24 protein-coding genes are annotated in these 23,815 nt (G+C 47.0%); 11 read left to right on the top strand and 13 right to left on the bottom strand.

What is annotated here, in order from left to right; all coding sequences use genetic code 11:
- Positions 1 to 111 precede the first annotated feature (111 nt).
- Together ACMVP2_RS03115 and ACMVP2_RS03110 are read right to left on the bottom strand one after the other, a co-directional pair.
- Positions 112 to 1,296 (bottom strand): phosphoglycerate kinase, encoded by a 1,185-nt coding sequence (locus tag ACMVP2_RS03115; RefSeq protein ID WP_416866667.1) that lies wholly within the window; start codon positions 1,294 to 1,296, stop codon positions 112 to 114.
- Between the two features lie 124 nt (positions 1,297 to 1,420).
- A complete protein-coding gene (locus tag ACMVP2_RS03110; RefSeq protein ID WP_339793824.1) occupies positions 1,421 to 2,374 on the bottom strand; it encodes an L-threonylcarbamoyladenylate synthase in 954 nt (317 codons plus the stop codon).
- An 85-nt stretch (positions 2,375 to 2,459) separates the two neighbouring features.
- Between ACMVP2_RS03110 and ACMVP2_RS03105 the strand changes: the two genes are divergently transcribed.
- Positions 2,460 to 2,621 carry a hypothetical protein gene (locus tag ACMVP2_RS03105; protein ID WP_193217886.1) on the top strand — a complete coding sequence of 54 codons (162 nt, stop codon included), beginning with the start codon at positions 2,460 to 2,462 and terminating at the stop codon, positions 2,619 to 2,621.
- 369 nt (positions 2,622 to 2,990) lie between these two features.
- On the opposite strand, the gene ACMVP2_RS03100 is transcribed toward ACMVP2_RS03105, so the two are convergent.
- The 4 genes from ACMVP2_RS03100 to ACMVP2_RS03085 all read right to left on the bottom strand — a co-directional run bounded on the left by ACMVP2_RS03100 (position 2,991) and on the right by ACMVP2_RS03085 (position 7,387).
- Positions 2,991 to 5,822, bottom strand: coding sequence for a FlgD immunoglobulin-like domain containing protein (locus ACMVP2_RS03100; protein WP_416866666.1), 2,832 nt, complete (start codon positions 5,820 to 5,822; stop codon positions 2,991 to 2,993).
- 137 nt (positions 5,823 to 5,959) lie between these two features.
- Positions 5,960 to 6,394, bottom strand: a complete 435-nt coding sequence (locus ACMVP2_RS03095) for an NUDIX hydrolase (RefSeq protein ID WP_416866665.1) — start codon at positions 6,392 to 6,394, stop codon at positions 5,960 to 5,962.
- A 5-nt stretch (positions 6,395 to 6,399) separates the two neighbouring features.
- Positions 6,400 to 6,768 carry a carboxypeptidase regulatory-like domain-containing protein gene (locus tag ACMVP2_RS03090; protein WP_339793830.1) on the bottom strand — a complete coding sequence of 123 codons (369 nt, stop codon included), beginning with the start codon at positions 6,766 to 6,768 and terminating at the stop codon, positions 6,400 to 6,402.
- Positions 6,769 to 6,799: 31 nt separating this feature from the next.
- Entirely contained in the window at positions 6,800 to 7,387 is a 588-nt protein-coding gene (locus tag ACMVP2_RS03085; protein WP_339793832.1) for a hypothetical protein, read from the bottom strand.
- Between the two features lie 82 nt (positions 7,388 to 7,469).
- Here ACMVP2_RS03085 and ACMVP2_RS03080 point away from each other — a divergent pair, with 82 nt between their 5' ends.
- Positions 7,470 to 7,847: a RidA family protein gene (locus ACMVP2_RS03080; protein ID WP_339793834.1), complete on the top strand. Its 378-nt coding sequence runs from the start codon at positions 7,470 to 7,472 to the stop codon at positions 7,845 to 7,847.
- 57 nt (positions 7,848 to 7,904) lie between these two features.
- A complete protein-coding gene (locus tag ACMVP2_RS03075; protein ID WP_339793836.1) occupies positions 7,905 to 8,312 on the top strand; it encodes a DUF4174 domain-containing protein in 408 nt (135 codons plus the stop codon).
- Between the two features lie 32 nt (positions 8,313 to 8,344).
- Here the strand turns inward: ACMVP2_RS03075 and ACMVP2_RS03070 are convergent, their stop codons facing one another.
- Complete coding sequence (locus tag ACMVP2_RS03070) at positions 8,345 to 9,340, bottom strand: 2-hydroxyacid dehydrogenase (RefSeq protein WP_416866664.1); 996 nt, start codon at positions 9,338 to 9,340, stop codon at positions 8,345 to 8,347.
- An 11-nt stretch (positions 9,341 to 9,351) separates the two neighbouring features.
- A complete protein-coding gene (topA, locus tag ACMVP2_RS03065; RefSeq protein WP_416866663.1) occupies positions 9,352 to 11,670 on the bottom strand; it encodes a type I DNA topoisomerase in 2,319 nt (772 codons plus the stop codon).
- Positions 11,671 to 11,821: 151 nt separating this feature from the next.
- On the opposite strand from topA, the gene ACMVP2_RS03060 reads away from it, so the two are divergent.
- Positions 11,822 to 12,343: a SixA phosphatase family protein gene (locus ACMVP2_RS03060; protein WP_416866662.1), complete on the top strand. Its 522-nt coding sequence runs from the start codon at positions 11,822 to 11,824 to the stop codon at positions 12,341 to 12,343.
- Positions 12,344 to 13,480: a glycerate kinase gene (locus ACMVP2_RS03055; RefSeq protein WP_416866661.1), complete on the top strand. Its 1,137-nt coding sequence runs from the start codon at positions 12,344 to 12,346 to the stop codon at positions 13,478 to 13,480. It abuts the gene before it with no gap.
- On the opposite strand, the gene ACMVP2_RS03050 is transcribed toward ACMVP2_RS03055, so the two are convergent.
- Complete coding sequence (locus tag ACMVP2_RS03050; RefSeq protein ID WP_416866660.1) at positions 13,475 to 14,050, bottom strand: TlpA family protein disulfide reductase; 576 nt, start codon at positions 14,048 to 14,050, stop codon at positions 13,475 to 13,477. The genes ACMVP2_RS03055 and ACMVP2_RS03050 overlap by 6 nt on opposite strands.
- A 175-nt stretch (positions 14,051 to 14,225) precedes the next feature.
- On the opposite strand from ACMVP2_RS03050, the gene ACMVP2_RS03045 reads away from it, so the two are divergent.
- From ACMVP2_RS03045 to ACMVP2_RS03030, 4 genes are all read left to right on the top strand, one after another.
- The gene (locus ACMVP2_RS03045; protein ID WP_416866659.1) at positions 14,226 to 16,529 is read left to right on the top strand and encodes a Tex family protein; all 2,304 of its coding nucleotides are present in this window, start codon (positions 14,226 to 14,228) and stop codon (positions 16,527 to 16,529) included.
- 74 nt (positions 16,530 to 16,603) lie between these two features.
- Positions 16,604 to 16,864, top strand: coding sequence for a DUF6364 family protein (locus tag ACMVP2_RS03040; protein WP_151999454.1), 261 nt, complete (start codon positions 16,604 to 16,606; stop codon positions 16,862 to 16,864).
- Complete coding sequence (locus ACMVP2_RS03035) at positions 16,861 to 17,283, top strand: type II toxin-antitoxin system VapC family toxin (protein WP_416866658.1); 423 nt, start codon at positions 16,861 to 16,863, stop codon at positions 17,281 to 17,283. Before ACMVP2_RS03040 ends, ACMVP2_RS03035 begins: the two co-directional genes overlap by 4 nt.
- Before the next feature lie 72 nt (positions 17,284 to 17,355).
- Positions 17,356 to 18,375: a DUF3500 domain-containing protein gene (locus ACMVP2_RS03030; RefSeq protein WP_416866657.1), complete on the top strand. Its 1,020-nt coding sequence runs from the start codon at positions 17,356 to 17,358 to the stop codon at positions 18,373 to 18,375.
- A 5-nt stretch (positions 18,376 to 18,380) separates the two neighbouring features.
- Here the strand turns inward: ACMVP2_RS03030 and ACMVP2_RS03025 are convergent, their stop codons facing one another.
- From ACMVP2_RS03025 to ACMVP2_RS03015, 3 genes are read right to left on the bottom strand one after another with little or no spacing between them, the layout of a single operon-like run.
- Positions 18,381 to 18,884 (bottom strand): GNAT family N-acetyltransferase, encoded by a 504-nt coding sequence (locus ACMVP2_RS03025; RefSeq protein WP_416866656.1) that lies wholly within the window; start codon positions 18,882 to 18,884, stop codon positions 18,381 to 18,383.
- Complete coding sequence (locus ACMVP2_RS03020) at positions 18,881 to 19,318, bottom strand: MarR family winged helix-turn-helix transcriptional regulator (protein WP_416866655.1); 438 nt, start codon at positions 19,316 to 19,318, stop codon at positions 18,881 to 18,883. The genes ACMVP2_RS03025 and ACMVP2_RS03020 overlap by 4 nt, the downstream gene beginning before the upstream one ends.
- Positions 19,319 to 19,365: 47 nt before the next feature.
- Entirely contained in the window at positions 19,366 to 19,854 is a 489-nt protein-coding gene (locus ACMVP2_RS03015) for a cupin domain-containing protein (protein ID WP_416866654.1), read from the bottom strand.
- 64 nt (positions 19,855 to 19,918) lie between these two features.
- Here ACMVP2_RS03015 and ACMVP2_RS03010 point away from each other — a divergent pair, with 64 nt between their 5' ends.
- Positions 19,919 to 20,725, top strand: coding sequence for a tetratricopeptide repeat protein (locus ACMVP2_RS03010; RefSeq protein WP_416866653.1), 807 nt, complete (start codon positions 19,919 to 19,921; stop codon positions 20,723 to 20,725).
- Between the two features lie 40 nt (positions 20,726 to 20,765).
- On the opposite strand, the gene ACMVP2_RS03005 is transcribed toward ACMVP2_RS03010, so the two are convergent.
- Complete coding sequence (locus ACMVP2_RS03005) at positions 20,766 to 21,545, bottom strand: NIPSNAP family protein (RefSeq protein WP_416866652.1); 780 nt, start codon at positions 21,543 to 21,545, stop codon at positions 20,766 to 20,768.
- Positions 21,546 to 21,695: 150 nt separating this feature from the next.
- On the opposite strand from ACMVP2_RS03005, the gene ACMVP2_RS03000 reads away from it, so the two are divergent.
- Positions 21,696 to 23,504 carry a hypothetical protein gene (locus tag ACMVP2_RS03000; RefSeq protein ID WP_416866651.1) on the top strand — a complete coding sequence of 603 codons (1,809 nt, stop codon included), beginning with the start codon at positions 21,696 to 21,698 and terminating at the stop codon, positions 23,502 to 23,504.
- Positions 23,505 to 23,815 lie beyond the last annotated feature (311 nt).

Raw genomic sequence — 23,815 nt, 5'->3', positions numbered from 1 at the left:
CTTTTATAGGTTAAAGCACTCTAAGGATATAAGTTAAGGTCTGTGGTGAACGAAAATACAAAAAGGCGGCCTTAAAGCCGCCTTTTTTTTATTTATTTTCAGGGTGTGGCTCTATTGAAGGGCCTTTACGCCCGGAAGTTCTTTGCCTTCCATGAACTCAAGAAGGGCTCCTCCTCCTGTTGATACGTAACTTACCTTGTCTCCGTAGCCGAGTGTGTTAACGGCGGCAGCAGAGTCGCCTCCCCCAATCAGAGAAAAAGCACCATTGCCTGTTGCTTTCACTACAGCGTCGGCGATTTTCTTTGTTCCATTAGCAAACTTTTCCATTTCAAACACGCCCATAGGCCCGTTCCAGAGAATAGTTTTGCTGGATTCTACCACCTTCGAGAAGATGGCCGTTGCCTCAGGCCCGATGTCAAGCCCCATCCAGCCGTCGGGTATTGAGTGGTTGTTGGCCACTTTTGTGTTGGCGTCGTTGCTGAAGTTATCAGCTATTATCGAGTCGATAGGCAAGTGAAGCTCAACACCTTTTTCTTTGGCTTTCTGAATCAACTCCTTGGCGAGTGAAAGCTTGTCTTCCTCCACCAGTGATTTGCCAATATGGCCGCCCATTGCTTTGAAGAACGTGTAGGACATGCCGCCGCCAATGATGAGGTGATCCACTGTATCCAGCAGTCTTTCGATGATCAGTATTTTATCGGAAATTTTAGCACCACCCATAATGGCCGTAAATGGCTTTGTGGCATTTTCAAGCACCTTCTGTGCATTTTCAAGCTCAGCCTGCATCACGTAGCCACACACCTTGTCCTTCATATAGTTGGCTACAATGGTGGTGGAGGCGTGGGCCCTGTGGGCAGTTCCGAAAGCGTCGTTTACGTACACGTCGCCATGCTTGGCAAGTTTTTGTGAAAACTCAGCATCACCTTTTTCTTCCTGCTTGTAAAACCTCAGGTTTTCAAGTAACAAAACACCTCCTGGTTGCAGAGCGGCACTCATTTTGAAAGCAGCGTCGCCAATACAGTCGTCTGCAAACTGAACCTTTGTTCCAAGGGCTTCACTTAGGTAGGCTACTACATGCTTCAGCGAGAACTTGTCTTCCGGCCCTTCCTTCGGGCGACCTAAATGGCTCATGAGAATCACCGAGCCTCCGTCTTTTAATATTTTATTGATCGTCGGAATGGCTGCCCTTAAGCGGTTGTCGTCTGTTATATTGTTTGACTTGTCGAGGGGCACATTAAAATCGACCCGTATTAGCGCTCTTTTTCCTTTAAAATTGTACTGATCTAGTGTTATCATAAAAGGTTTTTAATTTTTTAAAACCAGGGAAATAAATTGGCTCGAGAATGTGGGCTAATGATAGATGTAAAATTACTTTTTTTAGGCGAGTTTGAAAGCGGTTCGCCGGGTCTTTCATTTTCAGCTATGCCTGGGCACGCTTCAGGCGGTCATTAATGGCCTTCCCCAAACCGATTTCGGGAACATATTCGGCAACAATGCAGTTCGCAGCGGTTTTATCCATTTTTCGCATGGCTGAAAAGAGGTTGGCGGCCGCCTCTTCAATATTTCCCGTCTGCGAAAGGATGAACTTATGGCTTTCGGGCACCTCTGGGTAGTCTTTCTGAAATGAAATAACCGCCACTTTTAGCGGGTTCAATTTGGGGATCAGCTCTTCCAGGTCGCCAATAACTACTCTTTTCACAGGAGCGTAGTGGCTTTTTAGCATGCCTGGTGCCGTGGGGTCGGAACTCATATTGGTTCTTATGCGCACAGTGCCAATGAGCTTTTCTATTTCGTCAATTCGCTTACCACCCAGGCGATAAACAACCGGCTTATTGTTTTCGAACCCGATAATGGTTGACTCAATACCCACTCTGCACGGCCCCCCATCGAGGATGTATGGAATGGCTTCTCCAAGTTGGTCCTGCACATGGTGTGCCGTGGTGGGGCTTACATAGCCAAATGGATTGGCACTGGGTGCCGCCAGCGGATAGTCAAGCTTTTCCAGCAATTCCGTAGTGATCGGGTGATCGGGGATTCGCACCGCCACAGTTTTTAACCCGGAGGTAAGCAGCAGCGGAATCCTTTTTTTCTTTGGAAGCAGCAAAGTGAGCGGGCCGGGCCAAAATGCCTCAGCGAGGTCAAGCGCTACATCCGGGATGTCCTTAACAAATGTCTTAACTTTTTCGAGGCTATTGGTGTGTGCAATAAGCGGATCGAACGAGGGCCTGTTTTTTACCTGAAATATTTTTAAAACAGCGGATTCATTGAAGGCGTTTCCCGCAAGACCATACACAGTCTCGGTAGGGAGCCCTATCAGTTGCCCCCGATCCAGAAAGGATTTTGCTTTGTCTATGTCGATCCCTATTTCCGCCATGAAATTTCATCAGATACTGCGAATCTACAATTATTCTGTTTATTTCGTGATGTATTAAATTACACACAAAAAATATTTTAAAGCTATGAGTCAAAGAACCAGATCTATCATAAAACTAATCGCCGTGCTCGTTGTGCTGCTACTTGTTTTGGGTGAATTGAGTATTGTCATTATCCCCGCTATCGCTGCCTACAAGTTTTGGCTTATGGTCATCGCCTTTATGTTGGTGCTGATTAGCTCCAAATAGGATAAAACAAAGATTATCTTGCAGATGCTCCTGATGAAGTTTTGACTATTCAAAGGTATGAATTAGCGCTGCCTACGAGTAATCGCCTAATATTTTGTAGAAAACAAGGAAATACTTACATCAGTTCTTTGCTTTCATAGCACTATTCTGATGTGTTATCTTCCTGAAAGGCATACAAGTATTGTTTTTTGCACCAAAACTTACATGTATAATATTGGCAGGTTTAATGCCTGAATAGTATCAAAGCAGCGCTCTATATTTGAATTAATTAATCAAATGGAAAACGATCCAATTGATTAGGTTCTTTAAGGTTTAATTAAGGTTGATGGTGGGCCCCGAGCAGATTTTGTCTGCCGGGGTTTCTTATTTTTAGTGGTTGAGTATCAGCCTGACGGTTTTTTGTTCACCCGAGGCCAATTGTATCCGGCAAAAGTAAACTCCATCCACCACTGCCGTGCCCGTCACGTTCGTTCCATCCCAGGTCATAGTAGTGGCCCCTTCAAACTGTGTGCCCCAAACAAGCGTTTTGATCTGCTGGCCGGCAGCATTGTAAATGATGGACTTCACAATTTGCTTTTTTGGTATTTCGAAGGGAATGCTGATCAAATCAGTGAAAGGGTTGGGGTAGGGGGCGCCAACAATAAATTTCTCTGAAGGAGATTGTTTTTCGATCACCAGATGATCCGATATAAAGGTTTCAAATATCCCATTTCCATGGGTAGCAATGGCCAGCCTCCCATCAAGCGGATTGTAGCTCAGCATGGGCACCACGCTATAGCCAACCACGTCTGCACCTTCTCTTGCCCAGGTGGTGGCAGTTCCCGACAGCGCTTCGGTTGCGTAAAGCCCCGATCCGGTTCCCACGGCAGCCATTAGCTCACCGGCTTTCATAGGGATGAGCTGCCCCCAACGGACACTGGGGCCATTTCCGGTTCCATCTGCATTCTCTTCCAGATTGCCACTGATGTCGGTGAACGAAAGGCCACCATCGTCTGAAAAGAAGACACTGGGAATACCGTAGTTGGAAAAGACTACCATGATGTTGTGGTGATCGGAAGGGTCGATAGAAATGGAGCTTATGAAAGCCTGCGGAAAATCGGGATCCGTGATTTCCTCCATCTCAAAACTATTTCCATTTGCTAATGGCAGTTTGAAGAGCCTTCCTGTGCTGTTGCCATAGAGCAGCCACTTTTCGCCTGTGGTGCTTATCTCCATGGCTGTGATTTGCCCTTCCGGAATAACCGAAGACTCAAGTCGCTGCCAGTTGGTGCTAGTCTTGTCTTGCGAACCGTTGGCGATTTGGCTTAAGTTTGAGTTTCTCCAGATGACATTTCCACCTGCCAGAAACATGATATTATTATTGACAGGATCCAGCCTGAAGGGGTTCACGAACAGGTAGCCATTGTCGCTGGCGAGGCCCCCATTGATTGGATCCACTCTGGCATAGCCGGTGAGCTCGAATTTAGTATTGAATGTAAGCCGGTAAATTTGTGCCATTTGCGCCGACACATACCAAAATGTGCCGTCGGAGGTGGTTTGGCAGTAGCTGCCATCTCCCGAAAAAACCTGGTCCCACGGAGGGTTTTCGCCAGGCGCACTTCTCAGGTAGGTGCCATTGTCCTGCATGCCACCCACCATCAGGTCGCTGTATTCATATTTGGGGATGTCAATGGTGAAAAACTGAGAAGTCAGGTAGCCGTTGTTCAGGCTTAGCCAGTTTACTTCTTTCGATAGTCCACTCCAGGTTATCGAGATGCCTGCGTCGTGCCCGGAAAGCATTTTGGCGGGATCGGAACTGTAAAAGGTGAGCACATGCTGGTCGGCGTGGTGATTGGAATACTGGCTTGCGTTGTTTTCCGGGCTGTAGCCACCAATCCACTCGGTATTGTCTTTGCTTTTGAATCCGTCAGAAGAACGAAACAAATTGGTACCACCCAAGAACACTATGTTTTCATCTGTGGGGTGCACCTCTAGCAGCATATTGTAACCGTTTTGGGTATCAAACTCGCCCACTCGGCCACCAAAGTCAGGTATATTGGCAGACAGGTTCTCCCAAATATAGTTGTTGCCCGAAGGCAGGTAGGTGGCTTTCCACAGATTAGTAGCGGCTGCATCAACTAAAAAGTAGATGACTCTTTCGTTGGAAGGCGACGGCGTAATTACGATTCTTCTGTATTGCACTGGAAACCCTGTCGGGGTAATGTTGACCCAGGATAGCCCATCATCTGATCTGTAAATACCCGCTTTTGCCCAGTTGTTGTCGGCGTTACTCACAGTGCTCAACGCACCATACTTAATCCCATTTTTGGTAATTGACACGTCGCTAAAGAAAGGGAAGGTTTTGTCATTCAAATCTGTTCCAGGTGGCTCGTTGAGCAAGTCTGCACCCAGCACTGTTGCCCAGGTCTCGCCGCCGTCGGCAGAGCGGATCACACCTCCAATAGTGGCGGCATACAGTTCGTCTTCATTGCTGTTGGCCGTATTGATGGCCAGTTTATAGACATATTGGAAAGGACTCCCAAAGGTGGTAACATCTCCTGACACCGTAGCGCTCAGTGCCTGCCACGTGAGGCCTTTGTCGGTCGACTTGAAAATACCGTCACCTCTGTAGGGTGTGGAATTGTTGCCTCTGGCCGAGTTGAAAAGCGAGTATTCACCGGTGCCAAAGTACCAGGTATCGGTGTGGCCAGCCCGGGTGTCCTGCACCAGGCAACTCACGCTGTTGATCATCTCGGGAGGCGTGATCCTTTTCCATATAATGCCTTCGTTTTCAGTTCGCCACAAGCCACCGGAAACGCCTCCAGCCAGAATTACCTTTTCATTGCTGCGGTCGATGGCCAGCGCCCGGGTACGGCCGCCTACGTTGAAGGGCCCTCGTGGGATGTATGCCCTTTCCTCGGTTCGTGCAAAACCACCGAGCTTCATTTCTCTGCTTGTAGGCAGCTGCCGGGTAAACTTGAGTGCCTTGCTGTGAATACCGGCCGGGATCGCTCCTGAAGCCGGATCCGCCAGCATCATGTGTTCAAAGTTGGCTCTGGCATCCGGATCTTCCTCAACCCCCAGGCTGGTGGGGGTAAACGGCGTGGCCAACACTTCAGCCGACTGCTGGTCGCCGTCGTTTGAAAACGTTCCTAAAAAGTAAATCGAAAGGACGCCGCAGACTTGTAGCAGTGCGGAGATAAAGAAAATCCTTCTGTTCATATCAACTTCACTGTGTCAGGTTAGCGATGCCTTTAGCTTGAGTGTTTTTTTAACCATCCGGAGAATCGATTCTTCAAAACCTGCTTCTTCAGTAACAGACGACAAGGGCACCCACCTTACATCTCTGCTTTCGTTGCTTACAACAAGGGGAGCTGAAGCTTCAGCCATGGCAATAAACCTGATGTCGTAGTGAAAATGAGCCGCTCGTTGCCTCTTTCAGGAATAAGGTGGATATCGATATCAAAAATATCTCTGGTGACCCATTTATAGGCGCTAAGCCCTGTTTCTTCTTCGAGTTCTTTGGCGGCAACTTTCAACACGTCCTCTTCACCATCGGAATGACCGCCTGGCTGCAGCCACCTGTTGAGCTTTTTGTGGTGCAACAGTACTACCTGATCGAAAGCTGAAGAAACTACCCAGGCAGAGCCGGTGATGTGGCCAGAAACCAAATCTCTGCGGAAGCAACCTGGGAAGTTTTGAAGAAGAGATACAAACCTTGGAGCGTAATGAACCTCACTTGCATGCGGTGTTTCGTAATTGCTCAAAAGGCTGGTCAATTCTTTTCGGGACATCCGGCCTACTGAATCACAATGTTTACTTTGTTCATTCGCCCCTCTTGTAGCGGAGCTGTTTCAGCGCCCTCGCCGTTGTTGTCAAGGTCTCCTTTTCTTGCCACAACAAAGTAAGGCTTTGGCTGGAGTTTGGTGAACGTTACTCGTCCTTTGGCATCGGTTAACTGCGATTCCTGCACCGGGTTCTTTTCTTCTATGTAGTTTTCTTCGGTGGCATAAAGAGTCACAGTAACACCCTCTTCTGCATTACCAAGACTATTCAACACAGTGATTCTCAGGTTGGTGGGGAGCAACTGAGTGGAAGACGTAAGCAGCACAAAGCATGCAATCATTAAAATATTAAAGCCTGTAATTCTGTAAGCTATTCTTTTCATTGTTTTGAGATTTATAACGGTTTTAAGTTTATCAGTCAATGGTAAACAAATGTGAGATCAATTCTCTATGGTCTTCAGCAGGCTCATATTGTCTGTCGAAGTAGATATTAGCCAACAGCTTAATATAGCTCGGCTGATCATCGATCAATATGTACTCCACAAGAATGTTACCAAAAAGTTGTTTGGACAACTGGTCAGCGGCACCGATGGGTGGTTTTAGGTAGTGTTTCTCTCTGGTTTCAATGGTGTCGTTCTTCTCGGTGATCGTCACGTCGCTGTTTACCTGCCTGTAGCCCAGTGTTTTGCTGATCTCAGCCAGGTAGTCGAATAGAAACTGAAACTCCTGCTTATCGAAATCTGGCGAGTAGGTCAGCGCAAATCCGTTGGACGCCGAGGAGGCAAATACGTGCACATTGGGCTCACTTTGAACTCCTGCTTTTTTGAAATGATAGGAGCGGCTGTAGTCTGAGATCATTTTGGCGGCACGGCCATCCAGTTTCCATTGCTCATAGCCCTGCAGGTATTTTTCATTTCTTACAATTACCTCGTGAAGGATGAGCGAAGTTTCGCTGACCCGATTATTGAATAATTTTTGATATAACTGATCGAAGAATGCCATTTCCGAAAGATAACGAGATGCAGGGTGGATTAGTTAAAACAAGATTAGATTTTTATAGATTGGCTTAAATAATCAAACAAAGATGAGGAAAATATATTCAGACGAGGCACCTAAAGCCATAGGGCCCTATTCGCAGGCGATCAGGTCAGGTAGTCTCGTATTCTGTTCGGGGCAAACACCCATTGTGCCCGACACCAACAAAATGGTTGACGGCGAGATAGGGCCGCAGACCCGGCAGGCACTGATGAATTTGTCGGCCGTGCTGAAAGCAGAGGGTTTGTCATTGGCCGACGTAGTGAAAACGACGGTGTTTCTCAAAAACTTCAGAGACTTTCCGGCCATGAACGCTGTGTATGCAGAATTGTTTGGAGAGCACCAGCCCGCCAGGAGCACCGTGGAGGTGAGCAGGCTGCCCCTGGATGCATTGGTGGAGATAGAGTGCATAGCTGAAGCCGGTTAATAACAAAAAACAATAGCGGCTGGTTATTCATTGATGGGATATATAACATTCGCTTTAATGTTGGCAATAGGCTTGGGTGGACAGAAGCCCATTGACCCGCTTGAACAGTTTGCCTGGAAAAACAGGATCGTTCTTGTCTTTCATTCTGAGTCAAATGCTGAGATCGGCGTTGAGCAGGTGGCGCTTTTTAAAAAACAACAAAAGGAGTTTGATGATCGTGACCTCGTGTTAGGAGTGATTGACAGTGGGGGAAATGGGGCAATTGACGGAGCTTCGATTGGTGCCAAAGATGCTGCCACGTTGCAGCAAACTTTTAACCCAGCCAACAGTGATTTTTTAATCGTTCTGATTGGAAAAGATGGCGGTGTTAAGCTAAAGGAACAAACTGTGGTGCCAGTAGAAACAATTTTCGATTTGGTAGATGCTATGCCTATGCGGCGGGCAGAGATGAGGCGAAACCAGTAGGATCAGATGGTGGTGCGACAGAGAGCCAGGAACTAATTTTTATTTAAAGTAACTTCATTGGCAAGTGGTAGCCCCTGGTTGAAGCTCCTGATGTTTTGCAGCGTTGTCAACGCAATTTGCTCCAGTGCTTCACTGGTAAGAAACGCCTGATGTGCCGTGATAAGCACATTTGGAAAGGTCATCAGGCGGGAGATAATGTCGTCGTCGATGATGACATCGGAGAAGTCCTGAAAGAAGAGATGCTCCTCCTGCTCGTAAACATCGATGCCCAGAGCACCCAGGCGGCGGCTTTTCAATGCGTCGATAGTAGCCGGAGTGTCAATGAGCGCTCCCCGGCTGGTGTTAATTAAAAAGGCTCCCGGTTTGATGTGCTCCAGTGCTTTTTCGTCTATCAAGTGGTGTGTTTCAGGTGTCAGCGGGCAGTGAAGCGATAGGATATCAGACTGAGCCAGTAGCTCGTTCAATGGGTAGTACTCAATGCCCTTCTCAGTCAGTTCCGTGTTTGGGAAGGGATCGTAGGCTATCACCCGGCAGCCAAACCCCAGCATGATACTGGCAAAGGTGGCCCCAATTTTACCGGTGCCAATCACTCCAACGGTTTTACCGAAGACATCGAACCCGGTCATACGCTCCAAAGAGAAATTGCCCTCTCTCACTCTGTTGTATGCTTTGTGAGTTTTTCTGTTCAGGGCAAGCAATAATGCAACCGCATGCTCGGCCACGGCGTGAGGAGAATAGGCGGGTACCCTTACCACCTTGATGCCGGCTTTGGCAGCGGCTTCCAGGTTTACCTGATTGAACCCGGCACACCTGAGAGCTATCAGCCGAACCTTCTTACTTTTCAACACCTCAATGACTTGCTCATTGATAGCGTCGTTCACAAAACAGCAAACAACTGCTCCATCAGGAATGACTACCGCAGTGATGGGGTCAAGATTTGCCTGTATGAATATGAAGTCAAATTCCTTGTTGGCTTTTTCGAAGTATTCTTTGTCGTATGATTTGGTGCTAAAGAATACGATTTTCATGTTCGTTTGTGCTACTTGGACTTTCTCTTGAATCCTCCCTTTTTTGCTGGCGCTGCTTCGGCCAGCTCCACGCATTCGGCGTAGGTCAGCTCCTTGGGCTCTTTGCCTTTTGGGATTTTCACATTTTGTTTGCCAAACTTGATGTAAGGGCCAAAGCGACCGTTTAGCACCTGAACTTCTTCGTTTTCAGTGAATTTCTTGATGAGCCTGTTGGCTTCCAATTCTCTCTTAGCCCTGATGATCAATACAGCCTCTTCTTCGGTCACCGTCATTGGGTCAAAATCCTTGGTAAGCGAGTAAAACTGACTTTTATGACGAATGTAAGGCCCAAACCTGCCGATAGCAGCTACCATTGGTTCCTCTTCAAACAGCCCAATCTCTCTGGGAAGCTTGAATAGCTCAAGGGCGTCCTCCAATGTTATATTCTCCATCAGCTGCCCTTTTTTCAGGCTGGCGTATTTGGGCTTCTCGTCTTCGGTTGCTTCGCCAATTTGGGCCAGCGGACCAAAGCGACCTAGCCTGACAGTCACTTTCTTGCCGCTGGCCGGGTCAATGCCCAGCTCTTTGCTGGCACCTACTTCCGACCGGTCAACCTTTTCGGTGCTTTCTACCCTTGGGTGAAATTTGCCGTAGAAGGAATCAATCATTGTTTGCCATTCCACTTTGCCAGAGGCTATATCGTCAAACTCTTTCTCCACCCGGGCAGTAAAAGTGAAGTCGATCACGTTGGGGAAATGAAGCACCAGGAAGTCGTTGACCACCATGGCCAGGTTGGTAGGGAAGAGCTTCATTTTTTCGGCGCCGTAGTTTTCAGTACCGGTTTTGGCTGTGATTTTGCCGTTGGCCAGCGTCAGCTCCCTGTATTTTCTCTCCTTGCCGTCACGAGACTCTTTAATAACGTACTCTCTTTTTTGGATCGTTGAAATGGTAGGTGCGTAGGTCGACGGACGGCCTATGCCCATTTCTTCCAGCTGTTTTACCAGGCTTGCTTCAGTGTACCGGGTAGGAGGTCGGGTAAACGATTCTTTGCCAGTTATTTCCCTTAAAGTCAGCTTTTCACCGACCTTCAATGGTGGCAGCATGCCTTTTGCTTCTTCTTCATCCTCCTCGTCGTCGGTCGACTCGATGTACACCTTAAGGAAGCCTTCAAATTGGATCACTTCTCCAGTGGCAGTCAATACCTCATCGGTAGTGGAAATGCCAATGGAAGCGATGGTTTTTTCTATTTGTGCATCCGCCATTTGAGAGGCAATCGCTCGTTTCCAGATCAGGTCATAAAGCCGCTGTTCATTTCTTTCAGCACCGGCGGTGTGCGCTGAGAAGTCGGTAGGCCTGATGGCTTCGTGAGCTTCCTGAGCACTTTCTGACTTGGTTTTATACTTTCTGTTTTGAACAAAATCGTTGCCATACGAAGACTTAATTTCGTTGGTGGCACCGCTGACGGCTTCGTCTGACAGATTGAGCGAGTCAGTTCTCATATAAGAGATTTTACCTGACTCATAAAGCCGCTGAGCGATGGTCATGGTTTGACTCACCGAGAAGCCCAGCTTACGGCTGGCCTCCTGCTGCAGGGTAGAGGTGGTAAAAGGAGGAGCAGGCGATCTCTTGGTGGGCTTTTTCTCCAGGTTCTTGATAGAGAACTCTGCGCCGTTACATTTTTCAAGAAAAGCCTGTGCTTCAGCTTCAGTTTTAAACTTCTTGCCAAGCTCCGCTTTCAATACTTTACCGCCTGCAAGCAGAAAATTGGCTGTGATTTTGAGAGAAGACTCGGAGTTAAAATGTTCGACTTCTCTTTCTCGCTCCACCACAAGGCGTACAGCAACGGATTGCACCCTGCCAGCTGAGAGACCAGTTTTTATTTTTTTCCAGAGAATGGGGGAAAGCTCGAAACCTACCAGACGATCAAGTATGCGGCGGGCCTGCTGGGCATTTACCAAATCGATATCAATGCCTCTTGGGTTCTGAATAGCATTGTCAATCGCCTTCTTGGTAATTTCCCTGAAAACGATCCGCCTTGTGTTCTTGTCGTTCAGATCCAGCGCCTCCTTTAAATGCCACGAAATGGCTTCTCCTTCACGGTCATCGTCACTAGCCAGGTAAATCATCTCAGCTTCCTTCGATAATTTTTTCAGCTGTTTGATGACATCTTTTTTGTCGGCCGTTATTTCGTAGGTCGGCTTAAAACCATTTTTAATGTCAATCGCTTTGTCCCCTTTGGGCAGGTCACGAACATGGCCGTAACTCGACGTCACTGAATAGTCCTTTCCTAAGTATCCTTCAATTGTTTTTGCCTTTGCTGGCGACTCGACTATTACAAGGTTTTTCGACATTTCTATGGGTTTTTTCCTTTCTACCAAAATGGTGGGGCGGTCAAATATCTTTAAAAAAAAACAAAAAAATCAAATGGCGGGGATATTGGTAGGCTCGTTTTGCTATATTTCCCCTGCCATACTGACTTTTATTTAACCACGTTATAAGAGAATGGTTAAGAAATTAATGATCGTCCGACATGCCGAAGCGGGAGAGACCGACCATGGGTCAAAAGACATCGAAAGGTATCTAACCAGGTCAGGCCAAAGAGAGGCAGTTCATACCGGTATGTACATAAAACGGCATGATTTGATCCCCAACCTGATGGTTACCAGTGCGGCTGTCCGAGCGTTTCAAACTGCTCAGATTATAGCCGAACAAATCAAGTATCCGGCCGAGGAAATACAAGAAGACCCGGAGCTGTACGACGCCTCAGTGAGAATTTTTTTAAGAATTGTGAATGAGCTGGATGTAAATTGCCAAAGTGTACTTTTTGTAGGACACAACCCCACCGTTAGTTATATGGCAGAGCTGCTGACAGGCGAAACTGTAGGAAATATGGAGCCGGGCAGTCTTGTTGAAATTCATTTCCCCATGGATTCATGGAAAGAGGTGTCGCAGAATACTGGCAAGCTGATCCAGTATATCACGCCGGGCCAGATTGAAGAAGACGAACACAGGCCGGACAACTAAATGCGGGAGCTTAATATACTTGTGGCTCCAAATGCCTTCAAAAGCGCTGCTACAGCCTTCGATATCGCTCAGGCCATCAAGAGTGGAGTTCAAAAAAGTAGATGTCAGTCCAGAATAGTTTGCAAGCCAATAGCTGATGGCGGTGATGGCACTCTGCCTATCCTTGTAGATGCGCTACGGGGGAAGGTTTTCAAGACGGAAGTGTCGGGTCCGATGGGACGGAAGGTGATAGCACCATTTGGGTATATAGCTGACAAACAGCTGGCGATCATTGAAATGGCAGATGCCTCTGGCCTGCGGTTGCTCTCAGAGACAGAAAGGAACGCCATGAAAGCAAGCAGTGCTGGCACAGGCGAGCTGATGCAAGAGGCAATCGACCTGGGGGCTACACATATTATATTATGTATCGGCGGCAGCGCAACCACCGATGGCGGCATGGGCATACTCACAGCCCTTGGCTATAAATTCCTTAGCAGTAGCGGAGAAGAGCTCGGCGGATCGGGCGAAGCGCTAAAACACATAGTTCAGATTGTTGAGCCCGAAGGCTTGAAAAAATTGCATATAACTGTGCTGTGCGACGTGAGTAACCCTCTCCTGGGTGCCTCAGGGGCAGCCGCAGTTTACGGGCCGCAAAAAGGCGCATCGCCGGAGCAGGTAGCTCAACTGGATGATGGACTGGGTCATTGGGCCAATCTTATCAGGCAGCATAGGGGGGTAGACGTCACTGGTGTGAAAGGAGGAGGGGCTGCCGGTGGTATTTCGGCGGGACTGGTTGGCTGGATGGATGCTGAGCTGAAGCCTGGGGCGGAGTTTATACTGGAGCTTTTGGAAATGGACAAGGCGATCAAAGAAGCTGATGTGGTGATTACGGCCGAAGGCAGCCTTGATGAGCAGACAGCCGAGGGCAAAGGGCCGTTTGCGCTGTTGGAAATGGCAGAGAAGCACGACAAGCCTGTAGTTGGCCTGGCGGGACGGATCCCACGGGAAATTCCGGATAGCGAGCTCCGAAGATTTTTGGCGCTACTGCCTGTAGGGAATCAGCCGGAGAGCCTGGAGACGGCAATGGCCAACACGCTTATTAATATAGAAAGAACGGCTTTCAACCTTGGGAACGTGCTGGCTTTGCAGCAGCTATAAGCTCAATAGCAAGTTTCTAAAGTCCTCGGTGTCATAGCTAGCCATGCCAAACTGCTGCACTTTCACCTGGCCATCGGGTGCTATCACAAAAGTGGTCGGAATCGACTGAGAATGAAAAACAGCTGGCAGCCCGCTCACCAAAGTATAAACGGGGAAAGTATACTCCTTCTTTTGGATAAATTTAATCGCCTTGTCCCGCTCGTCGTCCAGCGAAATCATAACAAACACCACTTTGTCACTCCCCACTTTGTCGTAGAGGTCCTGAATTTCTGGCATTTCTGCTATGCAGGGAGGGCACCACGTGGCCCACAGATTGATGAAAACGGTTTTGCCCTTAAGGTCACTAAAAGAAGAAACTTTCCCTTCCAGGTCTTCAAGCTGAAATCGATAATCTGACTCCGTGAGCGACAGCGTACTTTCTGGCTCGCTGGGCGACATGATGCCAGTAGCCAGAATACCCCTTTGCAATGTGCCGATGACTTCCGTATGCAGGCCGGTGAAATATAGCGTGGCCATAACTCCCAGAATCACAGCCCATTCAATAATTTCCCTTTTCTTTTTCTTATCCATTTTATCTTAATTCATTAGAAGTCAGCAGGTTTTTAGTCTCCGCAGCAATCAATACAAAAAAAGTCTTCATTTGATTCCGAAAGCCTTTATTTTCGAGCCCTGTTTCGAGTAATTTCGAAAATCACTTTGAGCAAAACACGTATTTAACAGACCCTAATCAGAAGTCAAGGAAGACATGAGCCAGGCACATTACCTCAAAATCGCAGCTGAATTAAGCATTTCCCCAAAACAGGTCGTAGCTACTGCTGAGCTTCTCGACGAAGGCGGAACCGTTCCCTTTATTTCCAGGTACCGTAAAGAGAGGACAGGAAGCCTCGACGAAGTTTTTATTGCGAAAATACGTGACCGGATCGGGCAACTGCGTGACCTCGACAAAAGAAGAGAGGCCATCCTCAAGTCGATTGATGAGCAGGGCAAGCTGACCGATGAGCTGAAAGCGCAAATTGATGCAGCCGAAACCATGTCATCGCTGGAAGATATTTATCTGCCCTATAAGCCCAAGCGCCGCACCCGGGCCACCATTGCCAGAGAAAAAGGACTGGAGCCGCTGGCACTTTGGATCTTTGAAAGGCAAGCTGGTGAATTGGCAGGTGAGGCTGAAAAATACCTGGATGAAGAAAAAGGAGTGGCATCAGCCGAGGAGGCTTTGCAGGGCGCACGTGATATTATTGCCGAAATAGTGAATGAAGATCCCGATGCCCGAAAGAAAATGAGGGAGTTGTTCAATCGCAATGGCGTTGTTTACTCCAAAGTGATGAAAGGCAAAGAGGAAGAAGGACAGAAATACAAAGACTACTTTGAGTGGTCTGAGCCCCTTGACAAGGTACCCTCTCACCGCTTGCTTGCGATGAGAAGAGGCGAAAAAGAGATGATCCTTATGCTGGATATGTATCCACCGGAGGAGGAAGCGACTTTGTTGCTTGAAAGACAGTTTGTGAAGGGCAGCAATCCCGTGGCCGATCAGGTGAAAGAGGCTGTACATGACTCATATAAGCGCTTGCTGAAGCCTAGCATGGAAACTGAAGCACGGCTTGGGTCAAAAGACAAGGCTGATGTGGAGGCCATTAATGTGTTTGCCGAAAACCTGAAGCAACTGCTGATGGCTGCCCCGCTGGGGCAAAAGAGCATTCTTGCTGTCGACCCGGGATTCAGAACGGGGTGCAAAGTAGCTGCTTTGGACAGTCAGGGTAAGCTGCTGGACTTTGAAGCCATTTACCCCAACGAACCTCAGAAGGCGGTGCAGAAGGCGGCTGCGACGGTTGCCTACATGATCGAGAAATATAAAATTCAGGCCGTAGCCATAGGAAACGGAACGGCAAGCAGGGAAACCGAGCAGTTTATCAAATCAATCGGGCTGCCTTCGCATGTGCTGGTGGCCATGGTGAACGAAAGTGGCGCCTCTATCTATTCTGCGTCGGATGTGGCCAGGGAAGAATTCCCCGATCAGGACGTGACTGTTCGTGGTGCAGTGTCTATTGGCCGCAGACTTATGGATCCGTTGGCTGAGCTGGTGAAGATCGATGCCAAGTCGATAGGAGTTGGCCAGTACCAGCACGACGTGGATCAAACAGAGCTAAAGAAGTCGCTCGACGATGTGGTAATGAGCTGTGTGAACGCCGTTGGCGTGGAACTGAACACAGCAAGTAAGCAACTGCTGACCTACGTGTCGGGGCTGGGCCCACAACTGGCACAAAACATAGTTGAGTTCAGGAATGCCAACGGGCCTTTTAAAGACAGGGAATCATTGAAGAAAGTACCCCGCCTGGGAGATAAGGCTTATGAGCAGGCTGCTGGCTTCCTTCGCATACGGGATGGCAAGAACGTGCTGGACACCAGTGCGGTTCACCCAGAGCGGTATAATTTGGTGGAGCAAATGGCCAAAGACCTTGGTTGTGGCGTTACTGATTTGATGACGAGCAACGAGCTTCGACGCAAATTAGATTTGAAAAAGTATGTATCTGAGGAGGTTGGGCTTCCTACTTTGACCGATATTATTGAGGAACTAGCCAAACCCGGTCGTGACCCAAGGGAGTCGTTCGAGGTATTCTCTTTTACTGACGGAGTGAATGAGATGGCCGACCTTAAAATGGGCATGAAGCTTCCGGGCATCGTCACCAACGTGACCAAGTTTGGCGCTTTTGTGGACATTGGAGTGCATCAGGACGGCCTCGTTCACATCAGTCACCTGGCCGATAAATTTATTAGCGATCCGTCGGAGGCTGTTAAGCTACAGCAGAAGGTAATGGTGACAGTGGTAGAAGTTGACCTCGCCAGAAAACGGATAGCCCTGTCAATGAAAGCCGACCCGTTTGCCACAGGCCCGGCACCCAGAAAGGCAAGTGATAAAAAAGACGAGCGACCAGAGCCAAGGCGACAGGAGCGAAGAAGCTTTCAGCCTCAAAAGTCACAGCAATCAGATGAGCCGGACGGAGATTTACAGGCTCAGTTGGCTAAGCTAAGGGGGAAATTTGGAGGATGATTGAGTAGCGTCGAAACTTACTTATTTTTTATACGTATAGATTTTTTATCTTTGTCGTATAAAATAATAAAAGTATGGACGCCAAGATCACTTTGAGTTTTGATGCCAGTGTTATTGCCTCAGCCAAAGCATTCGCCGAGGAGAATAATATCAGTCTGTCCAGGTTAACCGAATACCTTTACAGGCAAATGACATCCCGGCATTATCAGTCGCTCGAAGACCTGGAGGTAGCACAATGGGTGATGATGGTGGCTGATGGGCAGGCAGAATACAAAACCTCGAAGCCAAGAAAAGCGGCAAAAAAGGAGTACTACGAAAGCCGCAAAAAGAAGTGAAAACCCTGATAGATGCCAATGTATTGGTTGCGGTGCTCAACAAGGAATATCCAGTATTTTCCAATGCAGCGAGAGTGTTAAGTTTGGCGGGAAAGCAGGGTTTTGAATTGTATGCCACGCCGATGAGTCTCGCCATCGCTTTCTATTTTTCATCTAAGAAAAGTGGAGCAGTGCAAGCGAAGAAAAAGCTTACGATTCTGAAAGAGCATATTCTCACAGCCGTTATTGATGATAACGCTGTTAATTATGCTTTGACTAATAAAAGTATTCATGATTTTGAAGACGGCATGCAGTACTATGCTGCATTGGAAGTAGGGTGCCGGTGTATTGTTACTGAAGACAGAGATGACTTTTACTACTCCACGATAGATGTTGTGAGTTGTGAAGGGTTTTTAAAGAAGTACTATTTTAATACCTGACCATGTAAAGGCTGCCCTGGCTAATCGATTGGTTGTTAGTGTTTTTATGCGAGATAATAGCTAACTTCTGGTATGAAAACGCACTCTAAGTTTTATTTGTCAGCTATGCTGCTGGCCTTTGCCATTTTTACCAGCTCGTTCAGGTTCCATGGTTTTAGCGCCGAAATAGCCAGCCTCTTGCTCGAGTCGGCGAACGATCAGCAGAAGGCAAAGCTGCTGATGGCCTTCGACGATGCCAAAAGATTCGATTGGTCTTACGTGCCTCCCTATCAGGTGGCTAGAAACGGCTTGCCATTAAAGGAAATGGACAGCAATCAGAAAGACCTTGTGACGCAACTATTAACTATGTCGTTGAGCGAAGCTGGCTTCAACAAGGTCAAAATGATCATGAGTCTCGAAGACGTGCTGGCAGAACTGGAAGATAATCCAAGGAGGGATCCTGAAATGTATTTCGTGTCTATCTATGGTAAGCCTGGCACAATCGAACCATGGGCCTGGCAATTTGACGGCCATCATATCTCTCTTCACTTCACAGTGGTAAATGGTGAGGTGTCTTACACTCCAAGGTTTTTGGGTTCTAACCCCGGTGAGGTGAAAAATGGCCATAAGGAGGGCCTGCGGGTGCTTGGCAGGGAAGAAGACCTGGCTTTCGAACTGTTGAATTCGCTGAAGGGAGCACAAAAGCTGCAAGCCGTATTTAGTGGAAGCACTTTCAATGATATTGTGTCTAAGACTGTAGCGCAGGCAAAACCGCTTGACAGGGCAGGCATTGCCTATGATCAGCTTACGGATCAGCAGAAAAAGATGCTATGGGCAATCGTTGATGAATACCTGGCAGTGATGCCGGAAAAAGAAGCGAGGATAAGAAAAAGCAGCATACTGAAAGAAGACGTGAATCTCATTATGTTCGGGTGGGCAGGTAGCGATAAACCCGGCACCCCACATTATTACAGGATACAGGGGCTCTCTTTCCTGATTGAGTTTGATAACTCACAGGGTAACGGCAATCATATCCATACCGTTTGGCGTGATTTCGATGGTGACTTCGGGAGGGATTTGATCAAAGAGCACTATGCAAAGGTGAAGCACTAGAGCGATCAGCGCAGCACCAGCTCATATTTCTGCTCCATCAGGGGTTTGCCGAAATCCGAAAATGGCTTTTCCTCTGTCAGGCGAAAGCCATGCCGCTTGTACAGCGAGGCAGCGGCAGGAAGCTCATCCACCGTGAGAAGGTAAGACGACTCGTACCCAAGGCTGTTCAGTTCGTTCATATACAAATTCATTAGTTTCTTTCCCAGTCCAATACCCCGGTAGGGCTTTTTCATTATGAAGTACCTGAGCTGGGCCGCCTTGTTTCTGTGCATGAGTGCGAGAAAGCCAACGATCTTTTCATAGTGTTCGCAAACCCACACCCGATCAAGGTTGGCGTCATATTGCTTGTAGAACTCCGCAAAGCTTTCAGCCACGTACGATTCGAAACCCAAACTGTAACCATACTCTTTTGAGTAGATGTCGCCGTGCATGTAGATCACATACCCTATGTCGCCTGGCCTCAGCTCAGTTCGTATGGTCACACTTTCAAGAGAGATGGCAGCCTTCATAAAGTCTTCGCTAAAATTGATTTGATACTTTGAAGCTGATTAGAAAGCAAGTCGACTTCTGCTGTGCTTATCTTCTTTAGTAACGAGGCTATGTTATCATGTGAGGCTTTGTCGAGCCTGGCAAATTCCCGTTGCCCTGCTACTGACAGCGACAACAAGAACGCTCTGCCATCCTCTGCTGACCTGGCTTTCTTCAAAAGGCCTTGTTTCAACAGCTTATCTACTATTCTGCTCAGATACCCCTCATCCATTTTGGTGGCAGCTTTTATATGTCTGGCAGTGCAGCTTCCCGTGCTACTGATCTCGAACATGACCCTGGCCTCCGACAGAGAATAGGGGCTGTCGAGTATGTGCCTGTCGAGCAGCCCGATAACACTTGTGTAAAACCTGTTGAAATCACGAACGGCGGCTATTGCTTTTTCACCTTCAATCATGAGGTGAAGAAAATGATATTACTTGACAAAGTCAAGTAATTAAATGCTCAACTCCTCGTAAGGGAAGTGATGATTGATTGGTGCTGGGGATATTCTTTGATCAACTTATTCCTTTCAGCCATTTCGAAGTCCTGAAAGTCAAAACCTGGAGCGACAGTGCAGCCGACCAGAGAAAATTTGCCACCGACAGCCACTCTGGAAGCAAACCAGCAGTTGGCCGGAACGACTGCCTGAGGCGTTTGGCCTGCTGAAAGATCCAGGCCAAGGCGAACCTCTTCAAGCATACCGCTTTGATCTATAATGTATACGGAAAGTGAGTCGCCATCGTAAAAGTGCCAGGCTTCATCTGACTTTATGCGGTGAAATGCAGAAAAGTTGCCGGCTTCCAGCAGGAAGTAAATGGCCGTGGAAATGCTCCTTTGACCAGCTTTGGTGGTGGTGACTTCAACACTTCTATATGTCTCTTTAAAATATCCGCCCTCAGGATGAGAGTCAAGGTTCAGTTGGTCTATGTAGTAATTAGCGTTTCTGTTCATTCACTTTCTGGAATTAAATAATAAAAGCGTTTGCTTCAACTAAACGATTAGTTTATCTTTCAGCATGAGAAACGCTGGCTTTCTTTTTCTACTGGCTCTCTGTCTTTTTGCTTGCGAAGACAAGGAGGAAGCAGCGTTTGAAGCGTTTAAAAACGAAGATTTTGAACAATCTTTGGCAATTTTTAAGGAATTATCAAGCCTTGATCCGCAAAACTGGTATCACCTCTACAACATTGCCCGAAGCCTGGAAGAGCTGGGCAGGTACAATGAAGCCATTACCTGGTATGGTAAATCGCTGAAATACAATGAAAAGGCCAATGAGATTTTGATAGCCAGGGCAAGGTGCCTGTTGAAAACAGACTATTTGGACGGAGCAAAAACCGATCTTTTTCGGGTGTTGCAGCGAGACGAGGAGAATTTTGAAGCAAACTACCTGATGGGGCGTGTAATGATGGCAGACAATGACCCATGGGGTGCTTTGAGCTACTATAACAAAGCCATAAAAAAGGATGACAGTGATGTTACACTGTTCTATCATCGGGCAATAGTGATGGGGACTGTCGGCAATGGTTACATGGCCTTAAGAGATATTAACTACGTGATTTCCCAAAAACCCGACTTCAACCAGGCCTATTTTAATAGAGGAATCTTGCAAATGAGGGCGGGTAGATACGCCGAAGCTATTGAAGACTTTGATACGGCAGAAGCACTTGCGTATGCTCCGGCCGACTTGTACGTCAGGAGAGCCGATTGTAAATCAAGCGTTGGGCTCAACAGTGCCGCCTGCACTGACTACAAAATAGCCTCAGACATGGATCCGAAGCACTACAAAAAGGTGTTTCTAGAAATGTGTGCAGTGTCTTCCAATTAGAGGCTTAGCCCCTAATCGGAATGACGTGCAGTGAATTCAATCAATAATCAGAATACTCTGTTGGTGTCAGAAATCTGGTATCATTTTTTGAAACATTGTTCTGATACTTAGGCATCACCTTTAGCTTTTCCCACTCCGGAGCAGTCGAAAATGCCTTCCAGTGCTCATCTCTGCTTGCTTTGTTCTCAAAGGTGGTCATGTACATCAGGTTTGGCATGGTGGAACCGGAAATTACTTCTCCATAGAACACCGCATTGAATCCAAGCCTGTCGAAAAGCGCTACCTCTCCATCATTAAACATTTCGACTTTGTTTAGGTGGATTTTTTCGGTAGCCGATTCGTAGCTCCTAAGCTCATACACACGTTCGCTTCTCGGGCCGTTGAGTTTTGGCGTTTTCATGAATGGCATTCCGGTAAAAGCCTGAAGTAGGGTGCTCTCGATCCTAATGTACGGAGGCTGGTTGTAAGCAGCGTTGATATATTCGCTTCCAGCCGTTTGGTACTGTGCGTCCTTCGAAAGCGTATTGGCCAGGGTGCTGAATTGATCGTATGAAGGAAATGGGATCAGCACATAGACCTTACGAACAGTGTCTGTCACGCTTAGTTTTGTTTTAAATACGCCAACCGACTTGATATTGGCCCTGTGAAGCGCCGGGATAAAGGCGTCCTTTAAATACTTGTCAACCACTTTTTCCTGTGCATCAGAAGCAAGGGTATATACTTTTAGCTGATAAAACTCCCTCTTCGACTTCTGAGCGAAGGAAGCGGATGAAAAGGCCACCAGAAAGGTGATAACTAATGCAATGCCTGAAATTTTCATCTTATTGATGTTTAAGTAAGTATGAATTTTGGTAATCTAAGTTGCAATCTAATAACTCACGTCGTGGATTCATCCGTTTTTGGCGAAATAGTGGGGTATTTTACATTTGTGGCAGAACATTTTTAACTTAGAGGTAAATTGTCATTGCCAATGAGAAAGTCTTGTGTATCTACCGCCACTATTATCCTATTTTTTTCACTTGCTGTTTCGGCTCAGAAGTTAAAGTACAAAGATATCTTTCCTCTAATGCAGGCATCTAAATGGGATGAGGCTGAACAACAACTGGATTTGTTTATCGCCGACCCCAAAAACAGTGAGGAAGCCAATGCTCATTACAGCCTGGGCAAAATACTTGAGCGAAAGGCATTGTCTGAAAATATCGTTACCGATACTGCCCAGATGTTTGTCCACATCGATGCTGCTGATCTCCATTATAATAAGTCACTAAAGCTGATCGATGAAAAGGAGTTAAAGAAAAACGAAGAGTATTATCAGGAGTTCAATAGAAGGGATTTGAGAACTGGCGAGTTTGGGATCAAAGTGTCCGATGTTCATCTCGATATAGAAAACAAGGTAAAATCCCTTCAAGACAGAAGGAACAACGTCAGGGCTTTCCTGAAAGAGGCATCGGTGGCGAATAAATTGTACGATGAGGCACAAGACATACTGCAAAATTTTAAGATTGACTTCTCAGACCAGTCTTCCTTCCTCCTGGGCATGGACAAGGAAGTTGAGCAGGAGTTTGTGAAGCTCGAAGGAATTGTAAAAAACCTTGAGAGCTCCGTTGCAAATACCGAGGCCTCTCTTGCTAAGATACCATCACCCGGGCTTGCTCACACCCTTACGAAAAAAACGCTGTACGACCTGGCTGATTTCAGCAAAGGTTCTCTTGACCTTACCAGGGAGGGCAACATAGAATATTGGGATTTGAAGGCTTGGATAGAGATGACAAAATCTGAGCAGAAATCTAATATCGGCCCATTCAGGCAGGAGTTAATTGCTTATGATCGTGACCTGGTGGCAAAAAAGCAAGCCTTTGTTCAGAACCCATCCAGCGTTAGCGGGCCTTTCGAGTTTGACCCGACGATTTTAGCCAAAGTCAGAGGCTTTGGCGCAAATACCCTGACTGAGAAGGTGGTCAGTTTCAAAGTGGAAGAATTGAACTACCTGATTGAAAAACAGCCAAATGTGATGCCCGATAGCGCTAAAGTCGACGACCTGTATATGACTGTTTCAAACCTTGTTGGCAGGCTGGATAAAATGAAAGGGTTTATTGCTATTGATAAGCAAAAGGCTGAAGGAGGCTTTCAGCGGAACCCTGTCTTTTTTACGAGCAGGTATGTTTCTCCCGACCAACTGCTGAGCTATGCCAACGAAAGGGAAAGCTTTGTTGATGCAGAGCTGAGCGTGTGGAGGAAGAAAGCTGAGGACTTGAAGAAGCGCAGAAGTTGGTTGATTGCCCAAAATGGTGATTCGATTGCCTTGGTAGTGAAAGATAGTATTGCTAGCCCAACGGGGTTTAGCACAATACACATTGCAGATAGTGCGGGGCTTTATGTAAACGGGCTGAAGCTCGTCGGTAAAGACTTGAACTTTGTAGTGGCAAAGGCGACACCGGCCTACACGGTGGAGTGGATGTTGAACGAAAAGTTGCCGACACCAAACAAAGACTTCTCCTTTAAGCCTAAAAACGCCGGGCATGCCCCAACTGCTGATGGCTTCAGGACTTTTTATATCCACTATCCATTGAAGGAAAAAACTCATCTTTTCATCACTACCGTCGACAATGCAGGGAAAGCGCTTTGGAAGGCCTCTCTCGACCTCGATCATCCTCCGGTTTCGGTTTCTTTTAATAAAATGGTGATGGAGACGATCATTTACCTCGAAAAACCTGCAGGTGACCCAACTGCCGATCTTGCCTATATTGTCATCGACAGAACCGGTAAAGTAAGGAAGTAGCTCTCACTTGCGTTTTTGCCACTTTTAAGCCTGCGAGTGTCAGGCTTTTCGCATTTTAACAACTCCGAATATTATTCTGATAATACTGGCTAATTCCCTCCTTACAGTAGGTTTTACAGAGGTACTGGATGCGATAATTCTGATTTTGAAATTGCACTCGATTGAATTACTTTAAATTTAACAATTCCGTAACTGAACGGTATATATTTTATCATATATACAATATTTAACCAAGTTTTGTAAAAATTTCAATTTTACCGTAACATTGCCTTTGATAATCACCTTAAATCAAAGGTTTTTTTGCAAATCAC

It is taken from the genome of Imperialibacter sp. (assembly GCF_048007035.1).
GTDB lineage: Bacteria > Bacteroidota > Bacteroidia > Cytophagales > Cyclobacteriaceae > Imperialibacter.
This window is presented reverse-complemented; position numbering and strand designations above follow the sequence as displayed.